The sequence below is a fragment of the Myxococcota bacterium genome, assembly GCA_039030075.1.
Lineage (GTDB): Bacteria > Myxococcota_A > UBA9160 > UBA9160 > SMWR01 > JAHEJV01.
On sequence record JBCCEW010000019.1, the window covers coordinates 36695 to 48794 of the forward strand.

The 12100-nt window shown below is 69.9% G+C and carries 9 protein-coding genes; 5 read left to right on the forward strand and 4 right to left on the reverse strand.

Annotated elements, in window-relative coordinates:
* Nucleotide 1: 1 nt before the first annotated feature.
* The gene (locus AAF430_18820; GenBank protein MEM7412289.1) at nt 2–664 is read left to right on the forward strand and encodes an acetyltransferase; all 663 of its coding nucleotides are present in this window, start codon (nt 2–4) and stop codon (nt 662–664) included.
* Here the strand turns inward: AAF430_18820 and AAF430_18825 are convergent.
* Genes AAF430_18825 through AAF430_18835 form a run of 3 tightly spaced genes read right to left on the reverse strand, consistent with a single transcriptional unit; the run spans nt 657 to nt 3142 of the window.
* Nucleotides 657–2210 (reverse strand): hypothetical protein, encoded by a 1554-nt coding sequence (locus AAF430_18825; protein MEM7412290.1) that lies wholly within the window; start codon nt 2208–2210, stop codon nt 657–659. The two genes, AAF430_18820 and AAF430_18825, sit on opposite strands and share 8 nt — an antisense overlap.
* Before the next feature lie 6 nt (nt 2211–2216).
* Nucleotides 2217–2696 carry a glycosyltransferase gene (locus tag AAF430_18830; protein ID MEM7412291.1) on the reverse strand — a complete coding sequence of 160 codons (480 nt, stop codon included), beginning with the start codon at nt 2694–2696 and terminating at the stop codon, nt 2217–2219.
* Nucleotides 2693–3142 (reverse strand): UDP-N-acetylglucosamine--LPS N-acetylglucosamine transferase, encoded by a 450-nt coding sequence (locus AAF430_18835; protein MEM7412292.1) that lies wholly within the window; start codon nt 3140–3142, stop codon nt 2693–2695. Before AAF430_18835 ends, AAF430_18830 begins: the two co-directional genes overlap by 4 nt.
* 524 nt (nt 3143–3666) lie before the next feature.
* Here AAF430_18835 and AAF430_18840 point away from each other — a divergent pair.
* Genes AAF430_18840 through AAF430_18855 form a run of 4 tightly spaced genes read left to right on the forward strand, consistent with a single transcriptional unit; the run spans nt 3667 to nt 10212 of the window.
* Complete coding sequence (locus AAF430_18840; GenBank protein MEM7412293.1) at nt 3667–4395, forward strand: YceI family protein; 729 nt, start codon at nt 3667–3669, stop codon at nt 4393–4395.
* 14 nt (nt 4396–4409) lie between these two features.
* Complete coding sequence (locus AAF430_18845) at nt 4410–6206, forward strand: multiheme c-type cytochrome (protein ID MEM7412294.1); 1797 nt, start codon at nt 4410–4412, stop codon at nt 6204–6206.
* Nucleotides 6207–6259: 53 nt separating this feature from the next.
* Nucleotides 6260–7582: a hypothetical protein gene (locus tag AAF430_18850; GenBank protein ID MEM7412295.1), complete on the forward strand. Its 1323-nt coding sequence runs from the start codon at nt 6260–6262 to the stop codon at nt 7580–7582.
* Nucleotides 7583–7641: 59 nt separating this feature from the next.
* Nucleotides 7642–10212, forward strand: a complete 2571-nt coding sequence (locus AAF430_18855; protein ID MEM7412296.1) for a pitrilysin family protein — start codon at nt 7642–7644, stop codon at nt 10210–10212.
* 9 nt (nt 10213–10221) lie between these two features.
* Here the strand turns inward: AAF430_18855 and ggt are convergent, their stop codons facing one another.
* Nucleotides 10222–12060, reverse strand: coding sequence for a gamma-glutamyltransferase (gene ggt / locus AAF430_18860; GenBank protein MEM7412297.1), 1839 nt, complete (start codon nt 12058–12060; stop codon nt 10222–10224).
* Nucleotides 12061–12100 lie beyond the last annotated feature (40 nt).

The window sequence follows — 12100 nt, forward strand, 5'->3', positions numbered from 1 at the left end:
TATGGCCCAGATCGTGGTCTTCGGATGCGGCGACGTCGCCGCCACCCTGCAGTTCTTCCTCGAACACGACTCGCCCCACGAGGTCGTCGCGTTCACCGTCGACGCGGCCTACCGCAACCAGGACACCCACATGGGGCTGCCCGTGGTCGCCTTCGAAGAGGTCGAGGCGAAGTTCGGCCCGAGCGATCACGAACTGATGATTCCGCTCGGGTTCGCCCAGATGAACGCGCTGCGCGCCGACAAGTGCGAGGCCGCGAAGGCGAAGGGCTACCGCCTCGGCAGCTACGTGAGCTCGAAGGCCGCGACCTGGCCGGGTCTCGACATCGGCGAGAACACGATGATCTACGAGAACGTCACCGTGCACCCTTTCACGAAGATCGGGAACGACGTGGTGATCGCGCCGAACTCGGTGATCGCCCACCATTGCCAGATCGGCGACCACACCTACATCGCCGCCGGCGTGGCGTTCTCGAGCAGCGTGATCGTCGAGCCCAGCTGTGTGCTGGGCGCGGGCGCGGCGATCCGCGACCGCGTGACCCTGGGCAAGGCCACCCTGGTCGGGGCCGGCGCCACCGTCATGGAAGACACCGAGCCCGAGTCGGTCTACATGGGCGAGCCGGCCGACCGCATGGGCATGAAGAGCACGAGCCTGCCGCTCACCTAGCGTCGGCGGCGCTCGGACGCGCGCGAGCCAACACGCCCTGCACGATGCGCGCGAGGTCGGCCCGGTCGCTCGCGTGCAGACACGGCACGAGCACCAACAGATAGGCGAGCGACGCGGCGGTGAAGCCCACGAAGAGGGCGAGCCAGCTCGCCGGCGCGAAGTGGGCCGACCAGGCATAGGCCGCGCCCAGCCCGGCCAGGAAGGGCAGTGTGCCCGGGACCAACGCCTCGCGCAGGAAGTCGCGGAAACGCGTCCCGACCAGGCGGTTTCCGTAGGGCCAGAAGCACGCCGCTCCGGCCGACGTGATCAGGAAGGCGATCGCGATGCCTTCGGCCCCGTAGTCGGCCCAGCTGAAGTAGAGCATCAGCCCGAGCAGCATCAGGTTCAGCAACAGGTTGGCGATCGAGAAGCCCTTCACCCGGGCCGTCGCGATCACGACGCGGTAGAGCATGTTCGTCGACGCCATCACCGGGAAGCTCGCGAACATCACCGCCAGCACCGTCGCCGCCTTGGCGTAGCGATCGCCGACGTAGAGGTCGATCACCTCCGCGGCGAAGCCCATCAGCAGGCACGACGGCAGCAGCGTCGCCCACATCTGCAGCCGGGTTCCGCGCAGGTAGGCCTCGCGCATCTCGTCCTGCTGGTTCAGGGCGTGCATGGTGGTGATCGCCGGCTGGATCGGCTCGGTGGCCTTCGCGACCAGCTGGTTGAGCTGGCGGAAAGGCAAGGCCCCGAGGTGGAACGCCGCGACGTCGACGGGCGTCGCCAGCTTGTTCAGGACGATCGCCGGCGCGGCCTGGCGGATCATCACCGCGAAGTTCCCGAGGGAGGTCCAGCCGCCGAAGTGGAACTGTTCGCGAAGGATGTCCCAGCGGACCCGGCCGAGCCGGAAGCGCAGCGAAGGCAGCAATCGGTGGGAGACCACCCACTGAACGATCAGGCTGAGGCCCGTCGATACCACACTCGCCACGACCACCCAGAGCACCCGGGGGCTGACCCCGATCAGGAGCACCATCAGCAGCGCGATGCGCAGCAGCTCGCTGGCGAAGAAGATCCCGTTCAGCAGCGCGAAGCGCTGCCGCACGTGAAACCCCACCACGAAGGGGGCCGTGCCGAGCTGGGCCGAGAGTGAGATCGCGAGCAGGAAGACCATCCAGCGCGCCTGATCCACGTACTCGGGCGGGATCGTCAGCACGTGCTCGACGCGCAGCGCCACGAAGCTCCCGAAGGCGAAGAGCGCGACGGAGAAGCCCAGGAGGGTCGGGGTGATCGAGCGCAGGATGTCGCCGATGCGGTCGTCGTCGCCTCGGGCGTAGGCCTCGATGATGTACCGGCGCGGCCCTCCCGCCGCGAGCTCGATGATCACCGGCGCGAACGCGAGCACCGACACGACCACCGCGTAGATCGCGTACTCGGCCGGTTCGATGCGGCGCAGCAGGTACTGGTGCATCCACACCAGCACCGTGATGCTGAGGATGCGTGTCGCCACACCGCTGAAGGAATTCCAGAGGAACTTCTTCTTTCGGAACTCGACGCGCGCTTCCAAGGCGGCCTACGGCTCCTGGATGTAGGCGCGGATGCGCGCGACCAGCGGCTCGGCGGCGCGCGGATCGATCGCCTCACCCGGCGGCAGCGATTCGAGCTGATCGAGCAGTCCCGGGATGGCCTGCTCGTCGTCGGCGATGTAGATCCCGGCCAGCTTCGAGAGCCGGGCGGCCGTCGCGACCTGGTGGTCGTTGCGGTGCTCGCCCTGGGCGTGGAGTCGGGGCAGCACCACAACGGGCTTCCCGAGTTCGAGGGCCGAGAGGATCGTGCCCATGCCAGCGTGGGCGACCACGGCGTCGGCGACTTCGAGCTTCTCGGCGAAGGCGCGCGGGTCCAGGAAGCGCTCGAAGGGGACGTGCGTCGGGACGAAGCGACCGTCGCCGATCTGGGCGAAGAGGTCGCCGCGGCCGCGGTCGCCCGCCCAGCGGTCGACGCTCTCCACCAGTCGGTCGAAGGGCAGCTGGCCGCCCACCGTGACGAAGATCAAAACACGGCTCCCGCGTACTCGGGGCCATCCTCGCCGGCGAGCTCGGGCCACTGGGTCAGCCAGAGCCCGGCGAACGGTCGCACCAGGCGTCCCGAGAGCGAGAGCTGCTGACCGTTGGCGATGCTGTCGATCCAGACCGTCTTCGCGCCGAGCACCCGGGTGAAGATCAGCAGGAAGACGCCCGGGGCGGCGCCGGTGGTGACGAGGACGTCGGGGCGCTCGCGCAACGCCAGCCACAGCGACTGCCAGAGCAGGATGAAGCAGCCGACGGGATCGTCGGCGTTGGCGTCCCGGATCACCGAGAAAGCGCCGGACACCTCCTCGCGGTGCCCTTCCTCGGTGGTCACGTAGTGGGTCTCACAGCCGTCGAAGGCGGCCGCGAGGCGACGCAGCTGCATCCAATGGCCCCCGCTGCTGGCGACGGCCATCACCCGTTTCCCCGACACGCCCTCTCCCTCCAAGGCCCAGGGAGTTCCCCGGTCGGCCCAGCATAGAGCACCCCCATCCGCGCTCCGCGGCGTGGGCCCTGGGCTCCCATCGACGCGAGCCCCCGCCGAGTGAAGCGCCCAGTGCGCCCGGATCTCCGCTCGGTCTCGGCACCCTCACGGGACCTGGATGGGGCGTTTTGCCTTCCGTCGTCAGCGGAACGTTTCCATGCAACGGGAGGCCCGACCCGTTCGTAACCGCTCGGGGAGTGGGGGTTACCTACGCGATAGAGAAGTTCGTTACCCACGCCGCTCCCGGCGGTGGAACGGGCCGGACCCGCGAGAGCGACCGGAGTTCGGAGACTTCGCGTCGCTACTTGCGGGCTCGGGACGCGTGGCACGTCACTTGCTCCAAACAAGGCGCGTTTGCGGATCACCGCGGGAGAACCCGGTACGGGTGCGGCTCCGTAAACCAACCCCCCTGCACCCCCCATCGAAGCTTCGAGCGCCGCCCACCCGGAGGCGCCGCACCCAGGAGCCACCCCTTGCCCTCCGAACGCCCTCTTCGCCCGAAAGCCACGCATTGGTGGACCCCCGCCTGCTGCGTCCTCGGTCTGGGCCTCGGCGTCCTCACGTCGAGCCCCGCGCCGGCCGAAACCTTCGAGATCCAGCCCGAAAAGTCGCGCCTGCGCTTCGAGGTGGGTCACCACGACTACGCCAAGCCCGTCCGCGGGCGCTTCGAAGCGCTCTCCGGCGCGATCCACCGGGATCCGGAGAAGGACGGAGAACTCCGCGTGGACGTCGAGATCACGGCCAGCAGCATCGACACCGACAACGCCTACCGCGACGAGCACCTCCGCGCGGCGTTCTTCGAGGTCGAAGATCACCCAAGCATCCGCTTCAGCGCCGCGGGCTTCCGAGCCGACGGCGAGACGAAGCCCCTCGAGGTGACCGGCAACCTCACCATGAAGGGCATCACCCGCCCGATCGTGCTCCAGGTGAGCGGCGCGCGGGAACTCGTGGACAAGGACGGCAACCGCGTGCTGCGCTGCCGCGTGAAGGGCAGCGTCAACCGCCGCGACTTCGACGTCCAGGAGACGAGCGCCGAGGAAGCCCAGGGGCTCTCGAAGATCCTGGCGCACATCCAGGAAGGCCTCGACGAGTTCATCGAAGACGAGGTCGAGTTCAGCGTCAGCGTGGTCGCCCGCGAAGACGCGAACTCGGGAGACGCCGTCGCGTCGGCCGCCCCGGCCGTCGAAGCGCTGCCCAACTGAATCGAGACGCGGTGATGGGGCGCATCTCGATTCGAGCCATTCGTGTACTCGCGCTGGGCGCGCTCCTGTGGGGCGCCGCCGCAAACGCGGAAACGGACGCCTACGCGGCCGACGAAGCCACCCCGGTGTCCGCCGAGGAAGCGGCGCGGGCCCATGCGGAGCTGCTCGCGCCCGACCGTTTCCCGTCGGCGAGCGAGTGTCAGAACTGTCATCCGAACCACTACGAAGAGTGGTCGATCTCCCAGCACGCCTACGCCCAGATCAGCCCGGTCTTCAATGCCATGAACGGCGCGCTGATCGAGCGCACCAACGGCACGCTCGGCGACTTCTGCATCCGCTGTCACACGCCGGTGGGGATGCAGCTCGGTGAAGACGTGTTCATGTCGAACCTGGATCGCCATCCGACCTCGCAGGAAGGCGTGACCTGCGCGGTCTGCCACCGGGTGCGCGCGCCCTACGGCAAGGTGAGTGGACGCATCGCCCTGGCCGAAGGCGGGCTCGACGAGCCGGTGTCCGGCCCGACGGGCAACGCCGGCCTCCAGAAGGTGATCGGCGATCCGGAGAAGTTCCGCCGCGTCGCGGCGCAAGGCCAGACGCTCGGCATCCATACCGACGTGGTCGAGTTCGCCGAGATCACCACCTCGGGCTTCTGCGGCAGCTGCCACGACGTGAACTCGCCGAACAACCTGCGCCTCGAAGAGGCGTTCAGCGAGTTCCGCCACGCACCCGCCGCCGCCGAGGGCACGACCTGTCAGGACTGTCACATGGGCCAGGAGCCGGGCCTCGTGTCGGGCTATCGCCACGAGCCCGCGGCGGTCGTCGGCGGTCGTCCGACCGAGCCGCGGAAGCGCACGGATCACCGCTTCGTGGGGCCCGACCATTCGATCGTCCACCCCGGGATCTTCCCCTTCAACGAGCGCGCGAAGGCCCTGGCGACCCAGCGCGAGTGGCTGCTCTTCGACCACGCCGCCGGCTGGGGCACCGATGACTTCGAGGACGAGGTGCCGCTGGACGCCGAGTTCCCCGAGCGCTGGGCCGACGCCATCGACCGCTACGACGCCCGCGAGATCCTCGACGAGAACCAGGAACGCCTCGATACGATGGCGGAAGCCCGCCGCCAGCTCCTGCGCAAGGGCTACGTGCTCGGTGCGGTCGAGGTCCGCCGCGACGATGGCGATCTCGAGATCGACGTGCGCGTCGAGAACGGGACCGACGGACACAACGTGCCGACCGGGTTTACCGCGGAGCGCATCGTGTGGCTGCACACGCGCGTGATCGACGCGACGGGTCGCGTGGTCTTCGTCTCGGGCGACCTCGATCCGAACGGCGATCTTCGCGACGGCCATTCGCTCTACGTGCGCGCGGGAGAGGTACCCCACGACGGCGATCTCTTCTCGCTCCAGTCGCGCTTCGTCCTGCGGAACCTGCGCGACGGCGAGCGCGAGGAGGTGCTGGCGGTCAACCATGCTCCCGACCCGCTGCCCTTCGTGCGCCCGGACCCGAACCCCAACTTCATCAACGGCGGGCCCGCGGGCATTCGCCTGCACAAGAAGGGCATCGAGCCGCTGGGTCACCGCGACCACCACTATGCGGTTCCCGCCGAAGCCCTCGAGAAGGGCATCGCGCCCTACCGCGTGATCGTCGAGCTGAAGGCCGGCATGGTGCCCGTGAACCTCGTCGCCGAGATCCAGAGCGTCGGCTTCGACTACGGCATGAGCGCGAAGGAAGTCGCCCAGGGTGTCGTCGATGGGCACCAGGTGCTGTGGTCGAAGGAAGTGCTGGTGCTCTCGGACCAGCGGGCGGCCCGGTGAGGAAGACGGTACGGCGCGCTCTCCCCCTCCTCGCTTGGCTCGCCTGGTTGGGCATGTTGCCGCTTCCTGCGGTCGCAGCCGGCAACGTCGAACTCGATGACGAGCCGCGCGAGCTCGCTGACCTGCCCGAACGCCCCCGACCGATCATCGAGCTCGGGGATCTCTACCTCGCGCCGTCGGCCCTGCAAGAGGGTTGGGAGCTCCCGACCGGCGCCGTGTGGACGCCGTCGATCCTCGTCTGGGGCACCGCGCGCAGCGGCCTGCAGGCCGAGTGGGGGAAGGCCCGCCCGAACGATGTCGCGCAGTGGGCGAACCGCAGCGAACTCTGGGGCCAGCTCGCGCTGACCGCGACCGAGCGCGTCGTGGTCGGTTTCGAGCCGCTGTCTGAAGACAACGACTTCACCGGCTACCAGTTCGGCGTCGACGGTGCCGACGCCGACTTCGAGGGCGGACTCGACGGCGAGCTCGAAGCCCTCTACTTCGAGGGCGACGTCGGCGAGCTCTTCCCGAAGTGGGACGCAGAGTCGGGCGTGCCCCTCGACCTCGGCTTCGTGGTCGGTCGTGCGCCGTTCACCTACCAGGACGGCTTCCTGATCGACGACCGCATGACCGCTGTCGGGCTCGTGCAGAATTCGATCCTTGCGACGAGCACGTCGAACCTGCGCGCGTCCTTCCTCGCCGCCTGGAACGACGTCCACCGCGGCGGCAACAACCGGGACGGCGACGACACCCTGCTGACCGGCCTGTTCTTCGAGCTCGATCGCCCCCAGACGACGTGGGCCCTCGACCTCGCCTACGCCGAAGGCCAGGACGACACCAACGGCTGGTACGGCGGGATCAGCGCGATCCGACGCATCCAGGATCGCTGGAACCTCACCCTGCGCGTGCTGGGCTCCCACGCCGACCACCGCAACGACATCGAGGTCGGACGCGGCGTGCTCGGCGTGATCGGGTTCTCGTTCTCGCCCCGACGCACCCACGATGTCGCCTACCTGAACCTCGCCGCGAGCGCCGATCGCTACACCCCGGCCGCCCGCGGGCCGGCCCGCGGCGGCCCGCTGGGACGCATCGGCATCCTGTTCGAGGCGCCCGGCCTGGGGACCATCGGCGCGCCGCTCAACAACGACGGCAACCGCGCCCTCGCGGGTGCCCTGGGCTATCAGAAGTTCCTGTTCGGCGGCCGCACCCAGATCGTTCTGGAGGTGGCCGGGCGGCTGCAGAGCAACGACCGGCGCACCCAGGCCGGCGGCGGTGGCCTGCGCATCCAGCAGGCCCTGGGACGCCGTTTCATCCTGCGTCTCGACCTGTACGGCATCGCGCGCACCCACCAGCGCGACTTCATGGGCGGCCGCAGCGAACTCGTGGTGAAGTTCTAGGCCCCCTTCCAACGGGCCGGCTTTTCGCGGCGTCGGCGCTCGGGTACCTTCTGCCTACCTTGAGCTCGTCTGCGGTCCACTCCGAGTCGCTCCCGAACGGGCTCACGGTGCTGCTTCAAGAAAGCCGCACCGCCCCGGTCGCCGAGTTTCAGATCTGGGCCCGCGCCGGATCCGCCGACGAGCGCGACGACGAGCGCGGTCTGGCCCACTTCCACGAGCACATGCTCTTCAAGGGCACCGAGCGACGCGGCGTGGGCGCCGTCGCCGGCGAGGTCGAAGGCGCGGGCGGCCGCATCAACGCGTACACCTCCTACGACGTCACCGTCTACCACGCCACGCTGCCGTCGGAGGCGCTGTCGACGGGCATCGACGTCCTCTCCGACGCAGTCCTCCACTCGGTCTTCGACCCGGAAGAGATCGATCGGGAGATCGAGGTGGTGCTCGAGGAGATCCGCCGCAGCGATGACTCGCCGGGCAGCGTGCTCGGCAACGCCGTGTTCGAAGCGGCCTACACGGCCCACCCCTACCGCTTCCCCATCCTGGGAAGTCACGAGAGCGTCGCCTCCCTCGATCGCGCGCGGCTTCGCCGCTTCTACGACCGCTGGTACACACCGGACAACCTGGTGGTGGTGTGCGTGGGCGACTTCGATCGCGATGCGGTGCTCGCCCAGGTGCGCGGCGCGTTCGGTGACGTGGCGCCGAGCGGGGTCGAACGCCGGCGCACTTCCGAGCCGCTCCAGCAACGGCTCCGCTCGACGGTGCTGGCGCGTCCCTTCGAACGCGCGTCGGCCGAGCTCTGCTACCCGGGGGTTGGGCTCTCCCACCCGGACGCCCCCTATCTCGATCTGCTCTCCTTCCTGCTCGGGAACTGCGAGAGCAGCCGGCTCGTGCGCAGCGTGAAGGAGCGCGCCCAGCTCGTCGATCGCATCGACAGCTGGTGCTACACGCCTCTCGACCCGGGGGTGCTCGCGATCGATATCGATACCGACAGCGAGCGCATGGCCGATGCCATCGCGGCCAGCGTCGCCGAAGTAGAGCGCCTCCGCAGCGAGCCGGTGTCGGCCGACGAGCTCGAAAAGGGCAAGAGCAACTTCCTTGCGTCGGAGCACTTCGAGCGCGAGAGCGTCTCGGGACTGGCAGCGAAGCTCGGGGGGTTCCACGTCACCGGGGGCGGCCTCGACACCGAAGCGCGCTACCTCGAAGCGGTCCGCACGGCGAGCGCCGAAGACCTGCGGCGCGTCGCCCGGGACCACTGGCGGCCCGAGGCCCTGACCGTCGGCGTACTGTTGCCCGAAGCCGACGCTGCCGTGCTCGATGCCTCGGGCGTCGAGGCGGCGGTGGCACGCGGCGTCGCCACCAACGAGCGGGTCACGGCGTCGCCGCGGGCGACGCATCGCGAGGACGAACTCGTCAGCTTCGCCCTACCGTCGGGCGCCGAGCTCCACGTGGTCCCCCGGCGCAACGTCCCGGTGGTCGCGGCGCGTGCGGCCTTCCGCGGCGGCCTGCTCACCGAGGACGCGGCGACGTCCGGGATCAGCGCGTTCCTCGCCTCGATGTGGCTGCGGGGCACCGAGAGCCATTCCTCGGCGGGCTTCGCCCGCGCGGTGGAGAGCCGCGCCGCCGAGATCGACGCGTTCTCGGGACGCAGCAGCTTCGGCCTCACCCTCGAAGCGCCGTCGGCGGGCCTCGACCCGATCCTCGATCTCTTCTGCGAGGTCATGCTCGCGCCGGCGTTCGACGTGGCCGAGTTCGAACGCGAACGCAGCGAGACGCTGGCCGCGATCGAGCGACGCGAGGACCGCCTCGCCCAGCGCGCCTTCCTGCTGCTCGCGGAACACCTCTATCCCACCCATCCCTACCGCATGCCCACCCTCGGCCAGGCCGAGGTGATCCAGGGTCTCCGCACCGAACACATCCAGGCCCATCACGACCGCTGGGTGCGCGCCGAGAACCTGGTGCTCGCGGTGTCGGGCGACGTCGACCCGGACGCCGTGGCGCAGGGGCTCGCGTCCCGCCTCGCCGACCTGCCGAGCGGTGACTTCGAAGCGCCCACCCCGCCCCTCGACACACCCCAGACCGAGATCCGCCGCGCCGAGCTGGTGAAGGAGCGCGCCCAGGCCCACCTCGTCATCGGCTTCCCGGGCCTCGACGTGGCCGACGACGATCGCTTCGCCCTCGAAGTCATTTCCCAGCTGCTCGCCGGCCAGAGCGGACGCCTCTTCCTCGAGCTGCGCGACAAGCAGGGGCTCGCCTACTCGGTGACCGCCACCAGCATCGAAGGGCTCGCCCCGGGCTACTTCGCCGTCTACATCGCGACCGCGCCCGAGAAGCTCGAAGACGCCCGCACGGGTCTGCTCGAAGAGCTCGAGAAGCTGGTGCAGGGGGCGCCGCCCCAGGACGAACTCGACGCGGCGATCCGTCACCTGGTGGGCAACTACCAGATCGATCGCCAGCGCAACGCGGTGCACGCCGCCCACACCAGCCTGAACGCGCTCTATGGGTTGGGCGCCGACGCCGGGCGTCACTACGCCGAGCGCGTCCGCGCCGTGACGCGCGACGACGTGCTGCGGGTGGCCCAACGCCTGGTGAAGCTCGACGCCTACACCGAAGCGGTGGTGCGCGGGAGCTGACGCCCCGCCCTACTCCGCGGCCACGTCGTCGGCAGCGACGTCCTCGGCCGGGAAACCCGCCGCGAGCCCGTCCCGGCGCGGATCGTTGCCGCCCCAGTGCACGCCGGTGGCGTCGATCACGATCGCCTCGACCGCCGACCAGCGGCGCGACGACACGTCGACCTCGTGCCCGCGCTCGCGCAGGCCGGCGACGATCTCCTCCGCCAGATCGGGTTCGACGCGGACCTTGTTCGGCTCCCACTGGTGGTGGTAGCGCGGCGCCGCCACCGCATCGGCCACGTTCATCCCGAAGTCCACGACGTTCAGCACCGAGTGGAGCGTCGAGCTGATGATGCGCGGTCCGCCCGGGCTGCCCGTCACCAGGAAGAGGCGTCCGTCCTGCTCGAGGATCGTCGGCGTCATGCTCGAGAGGGGCCGTTTCTTCGGGGCCACCGCGTTCGCGCCGCGGGTGTCGACGAGGCCGTAGGCGTTCGGCGTGTCGGTGGCGACCGAGAAGTCGTCCATCTCGTTGTTCATGATGATGCCCGTCCCCGGCACGGTAATGCCCGAGCCGAAGGGGGTGTTGATCGTCATCGTGAGCGCCACGGCATTGCCCGCGTCGTCGCTCGTCGAGAGATGGGTCGTGCCCGCGTCTTCGTGTCCGAGCCCCGGGCCCGGCACGGTGAGGGCACGCTCGCTCCCCCAGTTCCAGGGCGCCTGCCGCCACCACGGGGGGTCGACGAGGCGCCGCAGCCCCGCCGCGTAGTCCTTCGAGATCAACCGCTCGGTCGGGACGTCGACGAAGTCCGGATCCCCGAGGAAGGCCGCGCGGTCGGCGAAGGCGAGCTTCATGGCCTCGGTGATGTGGTGGGCGGTGGTGGGCGCGTCGGAGCCCCAGCGCGAGAGCGGGAAGCCCTCGAGGATGTTGAGCGCCTCGATCAGGGCGATTCCGCCCGACGACGGCGGCGGAAACGAATGAACGGTGAGCGTGCGGTACTCGCCGCTCACCGCTTCGCGCAGCGCCGGCGCGTAGCCCGCGAGATCCTCGAGGGTGAGGATGCCGCCGCGCTTCTGGACGTCCGCCACCATCGCCTCTGCGAGAGCGCCGGTGTAGAAGGCGGCGGGCCCTTCGGCTGCGATCGTCTCGAGGGTGCGCGCCAGGTCCGCCTGTACCAGGCGCCAACCCGGCTCGGGGGGTGCGCCGTCGTCGAGCTGGACCCGAGCGGTCTCGGGGAAGCGCTCGAGGAGCCCGCGCTTCGCGAGGAACCCGAGCATGCCCGCGTGGTAGCGGCCGATCACCACGCCATCGCGGGCCAGTGCGATCGCGGGCTGCAACACCTCGGCGAGGGGCTTCGTTCCCCAACGCTCGAGCGCCATCGCACAGCCGGCGACGAAGCCCGGCGTCGCGATTGCGAGCGGCCCGAACAGCGAAGCGCGCTCGGGGACCCCGGGCTGCACGTACATGTCGCGGTGCGCCGCGGCCGGCGCAGTCTCTCGCGCGTCCAACGCGATGATCTGTCCATCGGCCGTCCGGATCAGCAGGAAGGCGCCGCCGCCGATCCCGGCCGAGAAGGGTTGGGTCACCCCCAGCGCGAACGCGGTGGCGATCGCGGCGTCGACGGCGTTGCCGCCGCGCGCGAGCATCGTGCGCCCGGCCTCGGCCGCCCCGACCTCGGAAGCCACCACCATCCCCTGCTCGCCCCGGGACGGTGCCCGCGCGCCCGCCGGCGCGGCGATCCAGCACAAGCTGAGTCCCCAGGCCAGCACGGCCAGCGCCCATTGGCGTCGGTGCGGAAGCTTCCGGGCCCAACGAAACTTCTGGGCCCAACGTGACTTCTGGGCCGAACGAAACGCGGTCGTTGCGTGCATGGCCGGGACGCTACCACCCCGCCGGCCAGGTCCACATCAC

Coding starts and splice junctions, on each gene's coding strand:
- AAF430_18820 (MEM7412289.1), top strand. CDS start 2: ATGGCCCAGATCGTGGTCTTCGGATGCGGCGACGTCGCCGCCACCCTG.
- ggt (MEM7412297.1), bottom strand. CDS start 12,060: ATGCACGCAACGACCGCGTTTCGTTCGGCCCAGAAGTCACGTTGGGCC.
- AAF430_18850 (MEM7412295.1), top strand. CDS start 6,260: ATGTTGCCGCTTCCTGCGGTCGCAGCCGGCAACGTCGAACTCGATGAC.
- AAF430_18845 (MEM7412294.1), top strand. CDS start 4,410: ATGGGGCGCATCTCGATTCGAGCCATTCGTGTACTCGCGCTGGGCGCG.